Consider the following 18583-nt stretch of genomic DNA (forward strand, 5'->3'; position numbering starts at 1 on the left):
AATCGATGGGATTTGAATGGACAGTTAGAGGGATCGGCTCAAGCCTCCTCCGCCACTTCTCCCGTCTCGGGCCGCAGCAGCGGAAAGGCAATGACATCGCGAATGCTGGGAGCGTCGCACAGCAGCATCACCAAGCGGTCGATCCCCACGCCCAGGCCGCCGGTGGGGGGCAGGCCATATTCCAAGGCCGTGAGGAAGTCTTCATCCAGAAAGTGGGCCTCCTCATCTCCGGCTGCCTTCAGGGCTGCCTGGGCCTCCAGCCGCTGCCGCTGATCCACCGGATCGGTGAGCTCGGAGTAGGCGTTGGCCGTCTCCCGCCCAACGATGAACAGCTCGAAGCGCTCGGCCAACCCCGGTTTGCTGCGGTGGGGCTTGGTGAGGGGACACACATCCAGGGGGTAGTCCAGAACAAAGGTGGGCTGGCGCAGGCGGCTCTCGCAGCAGTGCTCAAAGGCTTTGACCAGCAACTTGCCAGGGGAGTCCTGGGGTGAGAGATTGGGGATCCCCCGTTCTGCCAAGGCGGGCAACAGCTCGGCGGTGGATCCCGTTTCCACATCGATGGAGATCCCGGTTGTCTCCTCCACCAACTCCTGCAGGGTCACCCGCCGCCAGGGGGGCGTGAGGTCAATGGTTTCCCCCTGATAAGTCAACTGCAGGGATCCCCGCACCGCCAGGGCGGCGTTGCAGACCAGGGTTTCCGTCAGCTCCATCATGGTGTGGTAGTCGGCGAAGGCTTGATAGGCCTCCAGCGAGGTGAACTCCGGGTTGTGGCGGGTGGAGATGCCTTCGTTGCGAAAGACCCGCCCAATTTCATAGACTCGCTCGATCCCGCCCACCACCAGCCGCTTCAGGTGCAGCTCGGTGGCAATGCGCAAGTAGAGATCCAGATCCAGGGCGTTGTGGTGGGTGATGAAGGGTCGCGCCTCCGCCCCGCCGGGGATCACCTGCAACACTGGCGTCTCAATTTCCACAAAACCTCGCTCTTCCAGAGTCTGCCGCAGGGAGCGGATGATCTGGGCGCGGTCGAGCAAGGTCTGCTTGACCTCAGGGTTGACGATGAGATCGACGTAGCGCTGGCGGTAGCGTTTCTCCACATCCCGCAGGCCGTGCCACTTGTCCGGCAGCGGCAACAGCGCCTTGGTTAGCACCTGGTACTCGTCCACCCGCACCGACAATTCCCCTTTTTCGGTGCGCTTGAGGCAGCCCTTGGCCCCCAGCCAATCGCCCACGTCGATGAGCTTGTCCAAGTTCTTGAAGGCCAACTCCCCCATATGCTCCGTCAGCCGTTGCTTCTCCAGGTAAAGCTGGATGGTGCCGGAGCGATCCTGAAGGGTAAAGAAAGCCAGCTTGCCCATGACCCGCCGCGCCCGGATCCGACCGGCCACGGCCACCTGCACATCCTCCCGCTCGGCACCGGGCTCTAGGTCGGCAAACTGCTCCTGCAGCTCGGCAGCCAGATGGGTAACAGGAAAAGAATAGGCATAGGGCGGGATCCCTTGTTCCCGCAGGTGTTGGGCTTTTTCCAGGCGGGCGGCCCGTTGGGCGGCTTCGCTGCTGCTGGGGAGGGTAGACATGGCGGTGGATAGGCAATGGACAATGGAAGCCCCGTTAGGGACGGGATTTTTCAGGCTGCCGGCGGTGCGATGCCGTGGGAACGCAGCAGCTCCAAAAGGGCTTCGGCCCGTTGGCGTTCTGCCTCAGCGCGCTGTTGTTCCAGAGCAGCCTTTTCTTCGCCGGTGGGCAAAACCTGCCCCTCCCGATCACACCAGCGTAGCCATTCGGTATTCACGACCTCAAAGGATCGCTGCCAGAGGGTTAAGCCCAGCCCGATGTCCTCCAGCCATGTGGACGCGAAGGGGACAAACTCACCTCCCCGCCGCTGAAAAAGGGCCAGAGGGGATCCCTGCAGTTCCCTTAGTTGCCGCAAGGGAGAGGCTACGCCCGCTGTGCGATCGTAGACCGCGTAGTAGCTGACGCCGGCGCGGGCATAGTCTTTGCGTTTGCGGCCCAGCTCTTCCCCTTTGCGCTTGGAGACAATCTCAATGACCACATCCGGCGGCTTACCCATCTCCCAGACCAGGTAGGTGCGATCTTCCTTGCGCTCAAAGCTGGCGGGGGGAGCCACCTCCAGGCTGAGCATCACATCGGGCACCAGGGGAGGCAGTTTGAGGGCATAGAACAGACCGACATTGGCCGTGGCCAAAAAGGGGATCGGTTCCCCGGTGTCTTTGGCCTTGGGCTGGAATGAGGTGTAGAGGGCACCGGTGAGCAGGCGCTGCAGCTTCTCCGAGTGAATGCTGTCCACAGGCTCATCGTCCTCGATGACCAGGTCACTGTTCGCGCAGCGGGTGTAGCCTTTATCCGGTGGCTCTGGCAGAGGAAATGCCGCCTCCGGCATCGAGGGCTGGACTGGGCTGGAGAGTGCAGAAACCATGCTCACCGGGATCCGTTGCTGGTGTTGCTAACTACGGACTAGGGCTCAGCTAAGGCTGCTGAGCTGTTTGCCCAGCAGGCGTAGCCTTTTTCGAGGGTAACAAAAGTTTTCGGGAACATGATGGACATGCCACCGAAGCAGCGGATGCCGAGCTTGGCCTTTGGAGATAGGCGCAGCAGAGCCCAGCAGCCGGCGACGGGTGGAAGGCAAGGGGATGTTCACTCTGCGCTCTGGGAACCGGGCACAGCCACCAGCAGGGCTTCCAACACCCGCTGCACCCGACTCAGGCGCAGGCCGTGATCCGACAACACAGGGCTGTTGGGGATGATGGCGTGGCGAAACCCCAGTTTGCTGGCTTCTTTCAAGCGCTGCTCCAACTGGGCCACCGGGCGCACCTGCCCCCCCAGTCCCACCTCGCCAATCAGGACTGTAAAAGGATCCACTTGGCGATCCCGGAAGCTGGCGGCCACGGCCACTGCTACCCCCAAGTCGGCAGCTGGCTCGGCTACCTGAATGCCGCCGGCAGAGGCGATGTAAGCATCGTATTTGGAAAGCGGGATCCCCACCCGTTTTTCCAGCACAGCCAAGATCTGCAAAAAGCGGTTGATTTCAATGCCGGTGGAGGTGCGGCGGGGGGAGCTGTAGCTGGTGGGGCTGACTAGGGCCTGCACTTCCACCACCAAGGGGCGGGTGCCCTCGCAGGCAACGATGGTGGCTGTTCCGGGCATGGCCTGATCCCGGCTACTCAAAAAAAGCTGCGAGGGGTTCTCCACCTCCACCAAGCCAGAGGCGGTCATCTCAAAAACACCCATTTCCTGGGCTGCCCCAAAGCGGTTTTTGACGGCGCGCAATAGGCGGTGGCTTTGGAAGCGATCCCCCTCAAAGTACAAGACCGTGTCCACCAAATGCTCCAGCACCTTCGGCCCGGCCAGGGATCCGTCTTTGGTAACATGGCCTACAATCAGCAGAGCCACCCCCAGTTTTTTGGCCAGCCGCATTAACAGGCCGGTGCATTCCCGCACCTGGGAAACGGATCCCGGCGCCGAGGTGAGTTGCCCCCAGAAGATGGCTTGGATGCTGTCGATCACTGCCACCCGCGGTTGCAGAGCTTGAATCTCCGCCACAATGGCCTCCAGATCGGTTTCTGCCAACAGGTAGAGCTGCTCGCTTTCTACCCCTAGCCGTTCGGCGCGCAGCTTGATCTGTTGAGCCGATTCCTCCCCCGACACGTATAAGATGGGCCCGCTCTTGGCCAGGTGGGCAGCGCTCTGCAGCAGCAGGGTGCTCTTGCCAATGCCCGGATCCCCGCCAATCAACACCAGGGATCCCGGCACAATGCCACCTCCCAACACCCGGTCAAACTCGCCATAGCCGGAGGAGAGGCGAGGGTGGCGATCTGAGGAGACCTGGGAGAGGGGGAGGGCCGACCGGGGGATCCCATTGGCGCGGTTGGACCTAGGAGCGAGGGCTTGGGCCCGTGGGGACTTGGCCGCTGGGGCGACGACCACTTCCGTCAGGGTGTTCCAGGCGCCGCAATGGTCGCAGCGGCCCAAAAACTTGGCATAGCGCTCGCCGCACTGGCTGCACTCCCAGACGGTTTTGGCCTTGGCCATGAATGGGGATCCCGCTCTTTGAGGAGTGAGAAGGGAGAAGTGAGAAGGAAGGAGTGAGAAGTGAGGAGTGAGGATCCACTCTCTTTGCTCTCTTCTCTCTGCTCTCTCCTCTTCCTACTCAGGATATCCGCCAAGGACTCCGTCCGAGTATCGCGACCGGCTGCTGCTAGGTGTGGGACACAGGAACAGCAGGAATGGGCAGCTCCGGCAAGGCCAGGGATCCACACTGGGCGTGGTGGCGCAGCAGGTGGTCGCAGAGCACCAGGGCCACCATCGCCTCCACCATCGGCACCGCCCGCGGCAGCACACAGGGATCGTGGCGTCCCCGCGCCGCCAAAACCGTCTCTTGCCCATCGAGGGTGACGGTGTTTTGGGCCTGGCGAATGGTGGCGGTGGGTTTAAAGGCCACCCTTAGGAGGATATCTTCTCCGTTGCTGATGCCCCCCTGGATGCCGCCGGAGCGGTTGCTGCGGGTACGCCAGCCGGCAGGGGTCATGTAAAACTCGTCGTTGTGCTGCTTACCCGTCAAGTAGGTGCCGGCAAACCCAGAGCCGATCTCAAACCCTCTGCTGGCCGGCAGGGACATCACCGCCTTGGCCAAATCGGCCTCCAGCTTGTCGAACACCGGGGATCCCAGTCCGCGGGGCACGTTGCGGGCCACACATTCCACCACACCCCCTAGGGAATCCCCCTCCCGCGCCGCCTCTTCGATTTTTTGGATCATCGCTGCTGCCGCTTCTGGATCGGGGCAACGGACGATGTTGGCCTCCACCTGCTCTGCAGTTACCGAGCTGGGATCCACCTGGGCTTCCACGTCTTTTACCCGCTGCACGTAGGCCAGGATCTCCACCCCTGCCGCTAGGCGCAGGATCTTCTTGGCAATGGCCCCTGCCGCCACCCGGCCAATGGTCTCTCGCGCTGAGGCCCGTCCTCCCCCCTGCCAGTTGCGGATGCCGTACTTGGCTTGATAGGTGGCATCGGCATGGGAGGGGCGGAAGGTGGTGGCCATTTCGCTGTAATCCTGGGGGCGGGCATCCTGGTTGCGTACCAGGATGTGGATGGGGGTGCCAAGGGTGAGGCCCTGGAAGACTCCCGAAGTGATCTCGCAGCGATCGGCTTCCTGGCGCGGCGTGGTGATGGAGCTCTGGCCAGGGCGACGCCGATCCAGCTCCGCTTGAATGTCGGCCTCGGTCAACGGCAGGCGGGGCGGACAGCCATCTACCACCACCCCCACTGCCCCACCGTGGGACTCGCCGTAGGTAGTAACCGAAAACAGGACGCCGAAGGAGTTGCCGTTGGCCATGGGATCCCGAACTTTTGGGTTTGCAACTTTGTCTTGCAACTATTCTGCAACAGGGGGCTGCCCGGCGGCGCGGTGCCACTGACGGCAGCAGGCGATCCCCCGCAACACCAGGTGAGGATCCCAATGTAGTGGAGTGAGAAGTGAGGAGTGAGGAGTGAGGAGTGAGGCTCTCTTCTCTCCGCTCTTTCCTCTCTGCTCTCTGCTCAAGGACTCCGTCCCGCTGTCGCTAACGGGGTTTTGCCGGTAACTTTGCAGGTGGGAGTAGAGCCACTCCCCATCCCCGCCGGTCAGCAGCAAAGGGCCTTGGGGAAAGCGGCGACGCCAGTCGGCAATAAACTCCCGCAACCCCGCCAGCAGAGTGTGGAGAATGCCGCTGCGGATGGCAGCCACGGTGTCAGTGGCCCAGCGGGGGGGTAAGGGAGAGCAGGGATCCCAGTGGATTTTGGGCAGCCGAGCAGTGTAGTCGGCCAACGCTTGCGCCTGCAGCCCTAGGCCGGGCAAGATCGCCCCCCCCACCAGGGATCCGTCGCAATCTGCTCCCGTCAAGGTCAGGGCAGTACCCGCGTCGATCACCAAACAAGGCCAGCCGTAGTGGATCCCGGCAGCCCACAAGGCCAAGGCCCGATCCAGCCCCAGCCCTGGGTAGGGATCCCGCAGCGGCACCTGCGATAGCTCCAATCGATGCACCCAAGGGGATTCCGGCGGCAGGGGAGCAGAGCCCACAGGAGCCAGCCACAGCTCTGTCTGCTGCGGCCAGGACAAGGGCTGGTGGGCAGGAAACTGCTCCACCTTCACCAGGGTCTCCCCCACAAACCAGCCCCAGCGCACGTGAGTGTTGCCCAGCACGGCTGCCAGCCATTCACGACAGCGGTGCGAAGCGCTGAGATCTGCCCCCTCCTCAAAACTCATGCAGCAGCTCTGCCTCCACGCGAAACAGCTCCACCGGCTGGTCGACAGGGATCCCGGCCAACCTCTTGGCAGTGGCGAGCTGCCATTCCGTCGTCAAAGCTTCTCCCGGCAGCAACACCGCCCCCCGTGTTCCGGAGCGGATAAACAAGCCCGTGCGGGTTGGATCCACCTGCTCCACGGCGGCGAAAGGACTCCGTCCGAGTAGCGCGATGGGCACCACCCGCCGCACAATGGCCACCTGAATGGCTGCTGACTCCAGCTCCCCAGGTCGCAGAGGCACGTAGCGCCAGTCGCGGGTCACAGCCCCCACCGCCGCCCGGATGGTGGCCCTGGCCAGATCCTCACCGCTGGGATCCAAGCTGCCCCAGCAGCCGCGGGGCCGACCTTCTGTACTCACTGTTACAAAAACCCCCGCTGAGCGCTGCCAGTGCGGTGGGATCTCGTCTGGAGGTGGCAGCACCTGGCCGGTGGCGAAGTAGTGGGCAATGGCCTGACGCGCCAGTGCCGGCAGGGTGTCAGGGAGAGGTGGTCGCCGGGTGGGGGAGGGGATCCCTTCTGAATCGGACTCCGTCCCGCCAGTGCGATCCCGTAAGCGGTGCGAGGCACCCATGGACTCCGGCGGAGGAACAGGGGCAGTTGTCTCAGAAGGCTGCGGCAGGGATCCCGTCCACAAGCCCAGCCCCGCAGCCAGGAGCAGGCCGAGAAGACCCAGCAATCGAACCGTGAAGTGAACTCGGCAGGTGAACACCCAAGAGAATCCCGTTGGTGGTCACAACAACCGTACTCTAAAAGCTACGCCCTCTCTGCTGCAAATACTTGAAAACGGTGTTCAAATCCTTGTCGCCGCGCCCAGAACAGTTGACCACTACCCGTTGCTGGGATCCAAGCTGTGGGGCCAAAGTTTTCAGGTAGGCCAGCGCATGGGCCGTCTCCAGCGCGGGGATGATCCCTTCCAGCCGCGACAGCAGCAGCAACGCCTCTACGGCCTCATCATCGGTGGCAGCGTAGTACTCGGCTCGTCCAATTTCTTTCAGATAGCTGTGCTCGGGCCCTACACCGGGGTAATCCAAGCCGGCGCTGATGGAGTGGGCCTCCTGCACCTGCCCTTCTTCATCCTGCAGTAGGTAGCTCATGGCTCCATGCAGGACTCCAATCCGACCGCGGTTGAGGGTGGCAGCGTGGCGGGGCGTGTGCAGCCCTTCTCCGGCGGCTTCGATGCCGATCAGTCGCACCCCTGGATCCCGGACAAACTCGTTAAACAGGCCCAGGGCATTGGATCCGCCTCCCACACAGGCCAGCAGCACATCCGGCAGCCCTCCCCACTTCTCCTGGCATTGCTGCCGCGTCTCCTGGCCGATGACATCGTGAAAGGCCCGCACCAGCTTCGGGTAAGGGTGGGGCCCTGCCACCGTACCGATCACATAGTGGGTGGTCTCCACATTCGTCACCCAGTCGCGGATCGCCTCCGACAGAGCATCTTTGAGGGTACGCGTGCCCGCCTCCACCCCCCGCACCTCAGCACCCAGCAGGCGCATTCGCTGCACGTTGGGGGCCTGCCGCTCCATATCCAGTGCCCCCATGTAGATAACGCATTCCAGCCCAAAACGAGCACACACGGTTGCCGTGGCCACCCCATGTTGCCCGGCGCCGGTCTCGGCGATCACCCGTCGCTTGCCCATACGCACTGCCAGCAGGGCCTGGCCAAGGGCGTTGTTAATTTTGTGGGCGCCGGTGTGGTTGAGATCTTCCCGCTTCAGGTAGATCTGCGGGCCACCGTAGTGTTCTGTGAGCCGCTGGGCAAAGTAGAGAGGGCTGGGCCGCCCGACAAAATCCCGCAGCAGGCTGTGAAACTCAGCGCGAAAATCGGGATCCCGCCAGTGATGCTCAAAGGCTTCCTCCAGCTCCGTTAGGGCGCTCATCAGGGTTTCCGGCACAAACCGACCCCCAAACGGCCCAAACCGCCCCTGGGGATCCGGACGCACCTGCGGGTCAAGGGGATCCAAAACACGAGGGGAAAAAGCAAAAGAAGCTGAGGTCATGGCAGAGTCCGTCCGGGCCTTGTAGCCTGCAACTAGAGAGAGGCTTTCCCATTCTACAGAAGGAAGGGGCGATGACCAGTCTCGCCTCTCTTCTTCTGCCGTGGGATCCCGAAAAGTTGTTTTGAACAAGGGTCTTCCCAGGATTTTTAAGATAAGGCCGTCCGATTTTGAGGCGGCCTTATGGACAAGCATCTGCAAGAGTTGCTCCAGCAAGAAGATCAAAAGCGCAGAGATGAAGAGGTGCGGCGCACCTATGCCCTTTCTCAAAAGTCTCAGGGGGTGGCGATCTTTTTGTCCATTCTGCTTGCTTTTGCAGCCTACATTTACACGCGGCGGTGGAAAGCTCTGATGATCTTTCTGGGGTGGTGTCTCTTCATCGGCGTGTTGTTTAGCGACGAAGAAGGAGAGGTTTCTCTCCCTGGGCTGTTTCTGGCCTCCACCTGGGCAGCAGTAGACAACTGCGGCGCTATCCAGCGGGCAAGAGAAGAAATTGAACGGCTGCGCTCCGGCCAAAACCCTGATGTTGATCGGCAAACTTAAACTTGGTCGACAAAACAAAATAGTGGCCCAAAAATCGGTATTTTATTTCAAACTCTCGAAAAAGATTCTATACCTACTATTTCAAGTGGCACCCAGATACAAGCGGCGCAACCGACCCATTCTCAACGGCAGTGAAACTTGGATTCCTATTCCCTTTGTCTTTTGGGAAAGAGCTTGGATAAACCAAATTCTGTCCCCCTAGGAGAGGGGCTGGAGGTGAGAGAGCTTAGGATAGCTACAGATTAGAGCAATCAAAACCATGAAGTCTGCTGCTCGCCTAGCTTGTCTGCTTGCCGGACTGATCCTAGGAGCGGGGATCCCCGTCATTGCTCCCGACCCCGCCCTTCCCGTTGCCCAAGCCGGTTTCCAGCCCTACGTCAACGCCCGCTTTGGCTACCGCATCCACTACCCGGCAGACTTCATTCCGCAAGGGGAATCCGACAATGGCGACGGCCAAGTGTTCCTCGGTCAAGACGGGGCTGAGCTGCGCGTTTGGGGTGGGTACAACATTTTTCAAGCAACGCCCGCCAGCGCCCTGCAGGAAGAGCTGCAGCGCAGCCGGGAAAACCAACGCCGGGTTACTTACCAAGCTGTTGGCCGGGATTTCTTTGTGGTCTCCGGCTACGAGCCCGTTCGTGTCAGCGGTGCGGAGCCCTTTGGCCAGCGGATTTTCTATCTCAAAACAGTTGTCCGCCCTTCGCTGCAAGCTGGCTTTGAGTTCGTGTACCCGGCCAGCCGGCGCGAGCGCTATGACCGAGATGTGGAAGCTATAGCCCGTTCCCTGCGCCTTGCCGATCCCTGAGCTAGACCCAAGTTGGGGCATGATCGTAGGGATCCCTGGCAAAACCCAATGGCCGAGAGACCGCTGGATAGTTGGCTGCAGGAACGCATGCGGGTTGTTGGCCTGTCTTCTTGGCGGGCTTTACAGGCCCAGGCCGGGATCAGCCGCCGCGCCCTTGATCAGGTGCGCCAGGGGAAGTGGGGATCCCTGCGCCTGGAGCAACTGCAAAAGTTGGCTGCCGCTCTGCAGTGGGATTTGGGATCCCTGCTGCGCCTCAACGGGAATGACAAAATGGAATCCACCGATTCCTCAGAAGTCCTCTTCTCTCTGCTGCAGCCGCTGCTGACCAGCTACCCCACTGTCCGCCAGATTGCCCAGCGCAAGCCCGATTGGCCGGCCCAAAACGTGACAGCTCTGTTTCGCTCCTTAGACGCTCTGCTGCAGCGCTGGGGGTATGAGCCCATCGGCAACCCCCTGGAGTCCGTCCCCTTTGATCCGCAACTGCATCAACCGGATCAGCTGGATATTCAAAAGGGGGATCCCGTTTACATTCGCTTTGTCGGCTACCGCCGCGGTGACCACATCCTCTGCCCAGCCAAAGTCAGCCGTTCCCTGCCTGGAGGATTGAGCTGATGGCACCTGCCCCCAAAGCGACCCTAGCCATTGATTTTGGCACCAGCAACACGGTGGTGGCAGTTTGGGATCCCGCCCAAGCAGTGCCCCGTCTCCTCACTCTTCCCGGCCTCTCTCGCCCGGACCACTCGGCTATTCCCAGCTTGGTCTACGTGAAGGGAAAAGGCCAGCTCCTGGTGGGGGAAACCGTGCGCGCCGGTCGGTGGGGGGCAGTGGATCCGCAACGGCTGTTTCAGGGGTTTAAGCGGGACTTGGTGGCGGAGTTTGTCCCTCCGCCGCGAGTTCTAGATGGAGAGCGCTACGACGCCGAGAGGGTGGCCCAAGCTTTTTTGCAGACGGTGATGGAAGCTGTCCCGAAAGAACACCTGCAGCCGCAACAGCTGGTGTTCACCGCCCCTGTCGGCTCTTTTGAGCGCTACCTCAATTGGCTGCGGGGAGTGGCCAGTGCCTGTGGCTGGGATCCCGTTCAAATTGTCGATGAAGCCACGGCAGCAGCCCTGGGCTATGCGGTTGGCCAGCCGGGATCCCTAGTGCTGGTGGTGGATTTCGGCGGCGGTACCTTGGATCTCAGCTTGGTGCGCACCCTCGCTCCCCAAGCGGGTAGCCCTGTCCTCAAAGCGGAGGTGATCGCCAAGGCCGATGCCTATGTGGGCGGGGTGGACATCGACATTTGGATTGCCGACTACCTACTGCAGCAACTGGGGCTAAGCCGACAGCAAATTGGAGCTCTGGGCTGGCTCAACCTCCTGGAGCAGGCGGAACAGCTCAAGATCGCCCTTTCCACTCAGATGGAAGCGGTGGGCAGTTGGTTTGACGACGAAGCCCTCACTGCCCATGAGTTGAAGTTAAGCCGGCAGGAGCTGGAAGAGATCCTGGAAGCTCGTCAGCTTTTGGATCAAATCCGCCAGTGCCTAGACGACGTTCTCCTCACCGCCCAGGCGAGGGGATTGGGCAAGAACCAAATTGAGCAGGTGCTCTTGGTAGGAGGCAGCTCCCAACTGCCAGCAGTTCAAGAGCTGCTGCGCTCCTACTTCGGCAAAAAGAAAGTGCGCTGCGAACGCCCCTTCGATGCTGTGGCCCTGGGCGCCCTGCAGGTGGGCCGCCAGGTGAAGCTGGAGGATCGCCTGCACCACAGCTATGCCCTCCGCCTCTGGGATCCCTTGCAGAAAAGCTACATCTACTACCCCCTCTTCGAACAGGGCAGCCCCTATCCCTGCCGACGGGCTGAGCCCTTGATCCTGCAAGTGGCCAACGACGGACAAACGGAGATTCGCCTAGAGGTGGGAGAAGTGGCCCAGGTAGTCCAGTCGGAAGTGGTTTACGACGAGCTGGGGCGGATGAGCAGCCGGCAGCTCACCCGGCAAACCGATTTCCGATCCCTAGCTCCTCTTGGATCCCTGCCCATTCGCCTCAGCGAGACGGAGTCCTTACCGGTTTGTCTGGCCCGTTTGCAGCCCCCTGGCCGCGTGGGAGAGGATCGCCTTCGCGTCGAATTTGCCATTGATAGCTCGCGGCGCTTGTTGGTCACCATCACCGACCTGCAAACTCAGGCGCTCTTGGCAGAGGCCCAGCCTGTAGCCACCTTGAGTTAAGAGACGAAAGTAGAGAGAAGAGAGCGTCTTCACTGCAACGGAAGACAAAGAAAGCAATGTAAAGGGCACGACATGGCCACGATTCCCAACTCTCATCTCCCCTTGTGAGAGAGGGGTCGGGGGCTTGAGGAGAGTAGAGAGCGGTTGCGCCGACGGCGTGGGGTCTCAGGGGAAGGATCTCAATCATTGATATTGTTGATATTGATTATTGATTGAGAATGGCTGCATATCCAGTGATCTCTGTAGCGACTTGATGAATAATCTGAGCGATGGGATATGAATCTGATTTGCGTTTAACTACACTTCTTCTCTTGAGCTACCTTGGGAACAAATCTTGCTCTTGTCACCACCGCCCCATTTTGCCCGTCCTCCCCTCGACTTTATTCCGCCCGCCTATAGCGCCTGGGTGCTACGGCTCGTCCACGGGATCCTGCCCCTGCTCTTGCGGGTGAGGGTGCGGCGCTGGCTTCCTTCCGGCATTGCCAAAATCGAGGCCACAGGGGCGGAGATCTTGGCGCGGCTCTACCACCAGTTCCAGGAGGGTCAAATTCGCCTAGTCCTGGCTTTCCGACATGTGGAGGTGGATGACCCGCTGGTGGGCCTGTACGTTCTATCTCGCCTGGTGCCCGAAGCCGCCCGTCGACAAGGGATCCGCCTTCGAGAACCCCTTCACGCCCATTTTCTCTACGACCGGGGCATGCCCCTCTGGGGAGGGGAATGGCTGGGGTGGCTGTTGTCTCGCCTGGGCGGGATCCCTATACGCCGCGGTCGGAGGGTGGATCGGGTGGCGCTAAAGGCGGCCCGGCAACTGCTCCTGGATGGGCAATTTCCCTTTGCAATCGCCCCAGAAGGAGCCACCAACGGCCACAGCGAACGGATCAATCCCCTGGAACCGGGAATGGCTCAGCTGTGCTTTTGGTGCGCCGAGGACCTGGCCAAAGCTGGTCGCTCAGAGACCGTCATTTTGCTGCCCATTGGCATTCGGTACTACTACACGGATCCCTCCTGGACGAAGCTGGAGCGCCTGCTGGCGCGCCTTGAGCACCTGAGTGGGTTGACGCCTCCGAAGCCAGAGCCAAGATCCTCCAGGAGCCCCAACCTTCGCTACACCCAGCGGATCTGCCGCCTAGCCCAGCATCTCCTGGGACAACTAGAAGCTTTCTACGACCTACCTCCCTTCATCTCTGGGAGAGATGAAGAAGAACCACGGATAGAGCAGAGGCTAGCCCCTGGCCACTTTAACGCTCGCCTGGAGCGGCTGCTCCACAGAGCCCTGGAAACCGCAGAGACCTACTTTGGCCTATCTCCCCAGGGGGATTGGAACAGCCGCTGCCGCCGCATTGAAGAAGTCGCCTGGATCCAGATTTACCGAGAAGAATTGCGGCATCCTGGATCCCTGTCTCCCCTGCAGCGGGGTTTGTTGGACTGGAAGGCCCACCAGGCAATGCTCTACCTACAGCACATGCGCTTGGTGGAAAGCTGCGTGGCGGTGGAGGAAGAGTATCTGCTGAGCAAACCCTCCTTTGAGCGGCTGGCGGAAACCGCCCTCATCCTATTTGATGTGCTGGCCCGCCTCCGAGGGGAATCCTACCCGGCCCGCCCCCGCCTAGGTTGGCGGGGGGTTCATGTAACCGTTGGGGATCCCATCTCCGTTAGCGAGCGGTTAGAGCGGTATTGCCGAGGCCGCCAGGAAGCCAAACAGGCGGTGACCGAGCTAACTCAGGATGTTTTTTCTTTCCAATTTCTTTTTCCAATTTCTAGGGATCCCCTGCAGGAGGAACGGGTTTAGGCGAGGAGTTCGGTACTACCGCCGAGAGACTGCCGAGAGATAAACCACCTTCCCGTCATGGAACAGAGCTGAGCCTTGGTCGCCCCGCTGGGACTCTGCTCGGTACTCCCAGCAGCAATAGGAACTCACTGTGGTTTTCCACAACCAGGTGAGGTACTGCTCCGGCCTCGCTCACCTCGGTGATGGTTGCTTCCTTGGTTTGCAGATCTGGAAGGCGATAGGCAACTTCCTGCTCCCCCTGAGAAAAGAGAGGGAAAACCTGGAAACTGCCCTCTTGAATGGGATCGCCTATACGCAGGGTTGGAAAGTTAAGGCTGGCCATCGACTCCTCCTTCTTAAAACTTAAAAGGGTGTTGCAGAAGCTGCCCTTTTCCTCGTTAGCATGGGATCAGCTTGCTGAATCCTGCTCCACTCTAAAATCTTTTGGAAGCTCCTCCTTCCTAAAAAGAGATGAGGGACGGCCCTTGCCCTGCGAGATTCTGGCAGCGCGGACAAAGGCTTTTCATCCTGCCAAAAAGGCAGGGATCCCTTTTTTGGGATCCCTGCCTCAATATCTGGGGTTGATCTCTAGCCTGAAATAATTGAAATTAATCAGCACTAGTGAGTATCAAAGCACTCCGGGACTAGTCCCGCTCAATGTACAAAAAAAGCACTGCCATGCCCACTGCAGGAAGCAGCCAACCAACAATGGGGATAAAAATCCAAGGAAGATAAGCAGCAGCGTAAGAACCGGTCATGATTTTGCTCCTCTCAAGTGACTTGACAAACTTGACAACTAATTCACCAGCCCTCGAAAGATGGCGTCGATCCCGGCAAAGTTCTCCAGCAGGAAATAGGCAGCGAACACGCCACCCATACCTCCCAAGAAAAATCCTGCCGTCAGATCCCCCCAACCCCGAGCTGTAGCCAGAGGAGCGGCCCCCGGCGTCTCCGGCTTGTTTCCGAAGGTAACGCTGCCATAGGCCGACATACAGGCGGTTCCCAGCAGCACAATCGCCATCGCCGTGACCAGCCCGCCCAAGTTAGCTGCCTCAGGATAATCCCGCAGCGGCCCCAGCACAATTTCCGGCCCCACCAAGAAATATCCATGGGCCAGCCCAATTTCCAGCCCCCGCAATAGCGGCGACAGGCCAGGACGGTTGATGGGAAGATTGTTGATAAACAGACGGGTGACAGGAGAATCGCTGATGGGCGTCGAAAGATGCCCCTCGCAGGGATCGTCGTTAAAGGTGCGAATGTAATCCATGTCCGAATGTCCTGCCTGGAATTTTGCGATTCATTCTACGGGGCCTAAGTTACCCTCTCGGCAACCACCACCCGGATCGTTAAAAAAGTTCATGCTCGCTTAACACAGAGATAGCTCTTGTGACATCCTCTCAACACTCACCCTAACAACCAGTTGGCTGTCTTGTAGTGGAAATCCTTGCGCTGATTGGCTACTTTGAGATGGGCCTTCGCCACTCGCCTTAAGGCTTTCTTACGGCGGTTTGACCCTTGCTTCTTGCGGGATAATGACCGCTGTAATCTCTGTAACCGCTTTTGTGCTTGGCGATAATACTGGGGAACTGGAACAGACTCCCCTGCATTGGTCACCAAAAAGGATTTCAACGTGATGGGTAGCCCCGGAAAAAGTGGTAGATACAACAGCATCGAAAAGCCTAACTGAATTCAGCTAGGCCATAAAAACCATGCGGCTTTGTACCCCTACCTATTGCGGGCTACTACCAGACTAACAGACTAAAAACCTCAAACTTACAGGCTCGAGCCCAAGCCCACATAGGAGCCATAGAAGAAAAGCCCAACTACCGTGAGCACACCCAAACCGGCAACCACGGCCACTATCCACAAAGGGATCCTTGCTTGACTGGTCATAGCAACTGGTCTCCAAAAGAACTAAAGACGGAACTAGCAGCAATTACATTTTCGGTAATAAGGGAACAAAAGCTGGCCAAAAGCCAACTGTATCCCTTGCCAGCCCCTTTCAACTCTAAGAAGAGCAGAGTGGGATCCTGGCCTCAGTTGAGAAAGTAGCTGGAGAACAACAGCCCAACCACAAACACCAGCAGCAAACCCAGGTAAAGGGAAGTGCGGTTTAGCTCCACCGGTTGGGAGTTGGGATTCCTTTCGGGTTGATCAGCCATTGGGTTCACCGTTGAATAAACTGCATTGCAGCAATGGCTCCCAAGAAGAAAACCGTTGGGATCGCCAAGGTATGCACCGCCAGCCAACGGACGGTAAAAACAGGGTAAAAAACGGGTTCATCAGATTTACTGGCCATAGATATCACCCTACGCAAAAAGCTCAATCAATTTACAAGTTGCAACAATGCATGAACCACTTGCCCACAGCCACCCTTAACGAGTCAGCCTCTCCAACTCCTCCAGAGCATTGAAGCGATCGCTGACGATCGGCAACTCCTGGCGCTCTGCCGTGAAATACTCATTGGGGCGTGGGGTGCCGAAAATATCATAGGCCAGGCCGGTGCTCACAAAAAGCCAGCCTGCCAAAAACAAAGCGGGAATGGTCAGGGCGTGAATGACCCAGTAGCGGACACTGGTGATGATATCGACAAAAGGTCGCTCTCCGGTGCTGCCAGCCATGAAACTCCTCCCTAGGGTAGGGGCAAAAGTGCTTTCTGAACTTTCTGAGTCTATAACACAATGATAAAGATTTGGATGCACAACTACAAGTTGCAAGACATTCGCTTAGCCCCTTTGCTGCCAAGCCGGATCCCAATCTTGTCTTGGATAAGTAAAATCTCCTATGGGGTTCCTGTGACCAACCTCCTCACCCGAGTTTTCAGAATCTCACTGCCAAAGGGCGCAATCCCAACGGGTATCGAGGGCTTGGGGACACGGCGGAAGTTTGAGATAAGCTGGCCCTGAGGGGATGTTGTTGGAACAGGAGTGACAGCTATGCGGTGCTCGTGGCCCCTGGCTCTGAGCTTGTGTTGGACGCTGGGCTGGTCGGGTGTCAGCTTGCCGGCTTGGGCCCAAGGGGTGGAGCAGCAAGCCTCGCTGGCCTGGGCCGATGCCTATGTGGCGGCTCTGGAGCGTCAGACGGATGTGGTGATCACCCAAGAACCTCTGTCGGCCACCCTGACCCGCTTGGAATTGGCCCAGTGGCTGACGGAGTTTTTCGGTTACATCCCCAATCCCAACCAGGTGCAGGAGATTCGCGACCTGGAGCCCAACACCCCCGACTATTGGACTGCCCAAGCCGTGCTACAGGCGGGGGCCATGCGCCTATACGAGGGCAACGAGTTTCGCCCGCAAGGGGACATTACCCACCTAGAAGCCCTGGCCATTTTGGTGCGGGCTCTGCAATTGCCTGCTCCCACTCAGGCCGATATTGAGCGCTGGATGGCTCTGTACACCGATGCGGCTGATGTGCCGGAGGTAGGGCGGGCTTTTGTGGCCATGGCAGGCGAGGCGGGGCTGCTGGTGAATGTGCCGGATCCGGCCCGTCTTCAGCCCAATCGGGTGCTGAGGCGAGCAGAAGGGGCAGTGTTGTTGCATCAGGCCCTGGTATATCGCGGTCAGCTTCCGCCCTTGCCACCCCCTGTGGCCCAGTTGCGTCCTTCCCCGGCTCCGGTGGCCGAGACCGTCCAACCCGAAATCTTCCAAACGCGGATTACTCCCGAAGAAGGAAGTGTTCCTGCGGGGGGAACTCTGACCATTGAAGCGCAGGCCACTCCCAACGGCAGGGCTACGGTCGATATCGGCGGCGTGGTTCAGGGTCTGCCGATGCAAGAGGTGCAGCCCGGCTATTACCGCGCAGTTTACAGCCTTAGCCCTCAGGACAGCGCCCTCAGCCCCGACATCAGCATTCAATTGACCCTCAATGGCGTCAGTACCCGCGTTCAACGGCGGCTACCTCAACTGGCCTTGGGCAATGTCGCTCCCCCGCCGGTGGAGTCGGTGTTTCCGCCCCCGGCTCCTCTGCCGCAGCCGTCCCCTGCCCCTTTGACTGCAGCCGGCAATCGCTATCCGCGCATTGAGGCCATTCGCTTGGATCCCCAGCGCGACTTGGTGGAAGGGGATATTCTCACCATTGCCATTTGGGGAGAGTCCGGAGGGATCGCCCAGTTTGATCTGGGGAATCTGGCCCTGAACCAGCCGATGCGGGAGGTACGACCCAACCACTACGAAGGCACCTACGTGGTGGCCCCCACCCACCAGGCCAACAATCCCACCTTGCGGATTGTGCTCACCAAGGACGGCCTCAGCCAGGAACATCGGGAGATTTTTCCTTTTTCCATCGATGGCTCCAGAGGAACCCGCTCCACCATTCAGCCGGTTTCCGCACCCGTCGCCACGGGACTGCCCCAGATTTTCAGTGTCACCACCAACAGCACCAATCTGCGCATGGGAGAAATTCTCAAAGTCACCATGCGAGGGGATCCGGGGGGGCGGGCTGCTTTTCGGATTGTTGGGGTAACGCCGGAAGTCGAAATGCGGGAGGTGGCGCCGGGCCTATACGAAACCCAGCAGCAGTTGCCCTTCAACATGCAGCCGGTCAACAACGGCATCATCGAGGTGATCTTGCAAAGAGGGGGCCAAAAGACCACCCAAACCAGCCCCTCGCCCATTACCATTGCCCCCTAGCGGGATCCCTGCAAAGGGTCAACTAAAATCAGGGTATTGTAGATTTGTTAACAAAACGTGCGGAGTTCCCCACCCTCTGTAGAGTGGGGATGGATAGCACCACCGGATCGGTTGTTCGGGGGATAAAGCCCTCAGAACTGGGATAGAGTGTGCACATGGCAACAAGAAGGCAGACCTTTCGACTGTATCCCAGCAAAGCTCAGGAAAAGGCTTTGTTTGAGGCTCGTCGCCTGCACTGTTATCTTTACAATGCTTGCATTGCCCATCGGGAAACCGAGTACAAGCTCCACCGCCGAACGGTGACCTACCTGGAACAGCAGAACCTACTCCCCGAATTCAAGCA

Annotated in this window: 21 protein-coding genes and 1 pseudogene; 7 read left to right on the forward strand and 15 right to left on the reverse strand. The window is 59.6% G+C overall.

The genetic code is table 11. From position 1 onward, the window contains the following. Positions 1–38: 38 nt before the first annotated feature. The 7 genes from lysS to trpB all read right to left on the reverse strand — a co-directional run bounded on the left by lysS (position 39) and on the right by trpB (position 8298). Complete coding sequence (gene lysS / locus NW849_RS06175) at positions 39–1574, reverse strand: lysine--tRNA ligase (protein ID WP_414356625.1); 1536 nt, start codon at positions 1572–1574, stop codon at positions 39–41. Positions 1575–1624: 50 nt separating this feature from the next. After that, entirely contained in the window at positions 1625–2434 is an 810-nt protein-coding gene (locus tag NW849_RS06180; protein WP_414356627.1) for a Uma2 family endonuclease, read from the reverse strand. A gap of 218 nt (positions 2435–2652) precedes the next feature. After that, positions 2653–4047: a DNA repair protein RadA gene (gene radA / locus NW849_RS06185; protein ID WP_414356629.1), complete on the reverse strand. Its 1395-nt coding sequence runs from the start codon at positions 4045–4047 to the stop codon at positions 2653–2655. 166 nt (positions 4048–4213) lie between these two features. Then, the gene (gene aroC, locus NW849_RS06190) at positions 4214–5350 is read right to left on the reverse strand and encodes a chorismate synthase (protein ID WP_414356631.1); all 1137 of its coding nucleotides are present in this window, start codon (positions 5348–5350) and stop codon (positions 4214–4216) included. Between the two features lie 39 nt (positions 5351–5389). After that, a complete protein-coding gene (locus tag NW849_RS06195; RefSeq protein ID WP_414356634.1) occupies positions 5390–6259 on the reverse strand; it encodes a pantothenate kinase in 870 nt (289 codons plus the stop codon). Next, positions 6249–7007 (reverse strand): AMMECR1 domain-containing protein, encoded by a 759-nt coding sequence (locus NW849_RS06200; RefSeq protein WP_414356636.1) that lies wholly within the window; start codon positions 7005–7007, stop codon positions 6249–6251. The genes NW849_RS06195 and NW849_RS06200 overlap by 11 nt, the downstream gene beginning before the upstream one ends. Before the next feature lie 37 nt (positions 7008–7044). Beyond that, positions 7045–8298 (reverse strand): tryptophan synthase subunit beta, encoded by a 1254-nt coding sequence (gene trpB / locus NW849_RS06205; RefSeq protein ID WP_414356648.1) that lies wholly within the window; start codon positions 8296–8298, stop codon positions 7045–7047. Positions 8299–8478: 180 nt separating this feature from the next. Between trpB and NW849_RS06210 the strand changes: the two genes are divergently transcribed. The 5 genes from NW849_RS06210 (at position 8479) to NW849_RS06230 (ending at position 13633) form a co-directional block, all read left to right on the forward strand. Further along, positions 8479–8838, forward strand: coding sequence for a hypothetical protein (locus NW849_RS06210; RefSeq protein WP_414356638.1), 360 nt, complete (start codon positions 8479–8481; stop codon positions 8836–8838). A gap of 259 nt (positions 8839–9097) precedes the next feature. Continuing rightward, positions 9098–9640, forward strand: a complete 543-nt coding sequence (locus NW849_RS06215; RefSeq protein WP_414356639.1) for a hypothetical protein — start codon at positions 9098–9100, stop codon at positions 9638–9640. 48 nt (positions 9641–9688) lie between these two features. Continuing rightward, a complete protein-coding gene (locus NW849_RS06220) occupies positions 9689–10252 on the forward strand; it encodes a helix-turn-helix domain-containing protein (RefSeq protein WP_414356640.1) in 564 nt (187 codons plus the stop codon). Then, on the forward strand, positions 10252–11844 hold the full coding sequence (locus NW849_RS06225; protein ID WP_414344370.1) for an Hsp70 family protein: 1593 nt from the start codon (positions 10252–10254) through the stop codon (positions 11842–11844). Before NW849_RS06220 ends, NW849_RS06225 begins: the two co-directional genes overlap by 1 nt. Positions 11845–12184: 340 nt before the next feature. Next, on the forward strand, positions 12185–13633 hold the full coding sequence (locus NW849_RS06230) for a 1-acyl-sn-glycerol-3-phosphate acyltransferase (RefSeq protein ID WP_414356641.1): 1449 nt from the start codon (positions 12185–12187) through the stop codon (positions 13631–13633). 55 nt (positions 13634–13688) lie between these two features. Here NW849_RS06230 and NW849_RS06235 read toward each other — a convergent pair whose 3' ends face one another. The 8 genes from NW849_RS06235 to psbE all read right to left on the reverse strand — a co-directional run bounded on the left by NW849_RS06235 (position 13689) and on the right by psbE (position 16233). Further along, complete coding sequence (locus NW849_RS06235) at positions 13689–13955, reverse strand: ARPP-1 family domain-containing protein (RefSeq protein ID WP_414351045.1); 267 nt, start codon at positions 13953–13955, stop codon at positions 13689–13691. Between the two features lie 301 nt (positions 13956–14256). Beyond that, a complete protein-coding gene (locus tag NW849_RS06240; RefSeq protein ID WP_011433114.1) occupies positions 14257–14370 on the reverse strand; it encodes a photosystem I reaction center subunit VIII in 114 nt (37 codons plus the stop codon). A gap of 38 nt (positions 14371–14408) precedes the next feature. Continuing rightward, a complete protein-coding gene (locus tag NW849_RS06245; RefSeq protein ID WP_011433113.1) occupies positions 14409–14879 on the reverse strand; it encodes a photosystem I reaction center protein subunit XI in 471 nt (156 codons plus the stop codon). A 137-nt stretch (positions 14880–15016) separates the two neighbouring features. Then, positions 15017–15283 (reverse strand): transposase, encoded by a 267-nt coding sequence (locus tag NW849_RS06250; RefSeq protein WP_414356642.1) that lies wholly within the window; start codon positions 15281–15283, stop codon positions 15017–15019. Positions 15284–15385: 102 nt separating this feature from the next. Continuing rightward, on the reverse strand, positions 15386–15505 hold the full coding sequence (locus NW849_RS06255; protein ID WP_414356643.1) for a photosystem II reaction center protein J: 120 nt from the start codon (positions 15503–15505) through the stop codon (positions 15386–15388). A 143-nt stretch (positions 15506–15648) separates the two neighbouring features. Next, a complete protein-coding gene (locus NW849_RS06260) occupies positions 15649–15774 on the reverse strand; it encodes a photosystem II reaction center protein L (RefSeq protein WP_011433111.1) in 126 nt (41 codons plus the stop codon). A 5-nt stretch (positions 15775–15779) separates the two neighbouring features. Then, a complete protein-coding gene (psbF, locus tag NW849_RS06265) occupies positions 15780–15911 on the reverse strand; it encodes a cytochrome b559 subunit beta (protein ID WP_414356645.1) in 132 nt (43 codons plus the stop codon). A gap of 76 nt (positions 15912–15987) precedes the next feature. After that, positions 15988–16233 (reverse strand): cytochrome b559 subunit alpha, encoded by a 246-nt coding sequence (gene psbE / locus NW849_RS06270; protein ID WP_011433109.1) that lies wholly within the window; start codon positions 16231–16233, stop codon positions 15988–15990. A 315-nt stretch (positions 16234–16548) separates the two neighbouring features. Here psbE and NW849_RS06275 point away from each other — a divergent pair, with 315 nt between their 5' ends. Next, positions 16549–18240, forward strand: a complete 1692-nt coding sequence (locus tag NW849_RS06275) for an S-layer homology domain-containing protein (RefSeq protein WP_414356646.1) — start codon at positions 16549–16551, stop codon at positions 18238–18240. Between the two features lie 155 nt (positions 18241–18395). Continuing rightward, positions 18396–18583: pseudogene (locus tag NW849_RS06280) on the forward strand (RNA-guided endonuclease TnpB family protein); the annotation flags it as partial.

This window comes from Synechococcus sp. R55.3, from assembly GCF_047461975.1.
Taxonomy (GTDB): Bacteria; Cyanobacteriota; Cyanobacteriia; order Thermostichales; family Thermostichaceae; genus Thermostichus.

Bases quoted from the DNA above. Each gene is read 5' to 3' on its own strand.
- trpB (WP_414356648.1), bottom strand. From the start codon at position 8,298: ATGACCTCAGCTTCTTTTGCTTTTTCCCCTCGTGTTTTGGATCCCCTT.
- NW849_RS06220 (WP_414356640.1), top strand. From the start codon at position 9,689: ATGGCCGAGAGACCGCTGGATAGTTGGCTGCAGGAACGCATGCGGGTT.
- NW849_RS06245 (WP_011433113.1), bottom strand. From the start codon at position 14,879: ATGGATTACATTCGCACCTTTAACGACGATCCCTGCGAGGGGCATCTT.
- NW849_RS06240 (WP_011433114.1), bottom strand. From the start codon at position 14,370: ATGACCGGTTCTTACGCTGCTGCTTATCTTCCTTGGATTTTTATCCCC.
- NW849_RS06210 (WP_414356638.1), top strand. From the start codon at position 8,479: ATGGACAAGCATCTGCAAGAGTTGCTCCAGCAAGAAGATCAAAAGCGC.
- NW849_RS06225 (WP_414344370.1), top strand. From the start codon at position 10,252: ATGGCACCTGCCCCCAAAGCGACCCTAGCCATTGATTTTGGCACCAGC.
- NW849_RS06235 (WP_414351045.1), bottom strand. From the start codon at position 13,955: ATGGCCAGCCTTAACTTTCCAACCCTGCGTATAGGCGATCCCATTCAA.
- NW849_RS06260 (WP_011433111.1), bottom strand. From the start codon at position 15,774: ATGGCTGATCAACCCGAAAGGAATCCCAACTCCCAACCGGTGGAGCTA.
- NW849_RS06275 (WP_414356646.1), top strand. From the start codon at position 16,549: ATGCGGTGCTCGTGGCCCCTGGCTCTGAGCTTGTGTTGGACGCTGGGC.
- psbE (WP_011433109.1), bottom strand. From the start codon at position 16,233: ATGGCTGGCAGCACCGGAGAGCGACCTTTTGTCGATATCATCACCAGT.
- aroC (WP_414356631.1), bottom strand. From the start codon at position 5,350: ATGGCCAACGGCAACTCCTTCGGCGTCCTGTTTTCGGTTACTACCTAC.
- lysS (WP_414356625.1), bottom strand. From the start codon at position 1,574: ATGTCTACCCTCCCCAGCAGCAGCGAAGCCGCCCAACGGGCCGCCCGC.
- NW849_RS06255 (WP_414356643.1), bottom strand. From the start codon at position 15,505: ATGACCAGTCAAGCAAGGATCCCTTTGTGGATAGTGGCCGTGGTTGCC.
- NW849_RS06180 (WP_414356627.1), bottom strand. From the start codon at position 2,434: ATGGTTTCTGCACTCTCCAGCCCAGTCCAGCCCTCGATGCCGGAGGCG.
- NW849_RS06195 (WP_414356634.1), bottom strand. From the start codon at position 6,259: ATGAGTTTTGAGGAGGGGGCAGATCTCAGCGCTTCGCACCGCTGTCGT.
- psbF (WP_414356645.1), bottom strand. From the start codon at position 15,911: ATGGCCAGTAAATCTGATGAACCCGTTTTTTACCCTGTTTTTACCGTC.
- radA (WP_414356629.1), bottom strand. From the start codon at position 4,047: ATGGCCAAGGCCAAAACCGTCTGGGAGTGCAGCCAGTGCGGCGAGCGC.
- NW849_RS06215 (WP_414356639.1), top strand. From the start codon at position 9,098: ATGAAGTCTGCTGCTCGCCTAGCTTGTCTGCTTGCCGGACTGATCCTA.
- NW849_RS06250 (WP_414356642.1), bottom strand. From the start codon at position 15,283: ATGCTGTTGTATCTACCACTTTTTCCGGGGCTACCCATCACGTTGAAA.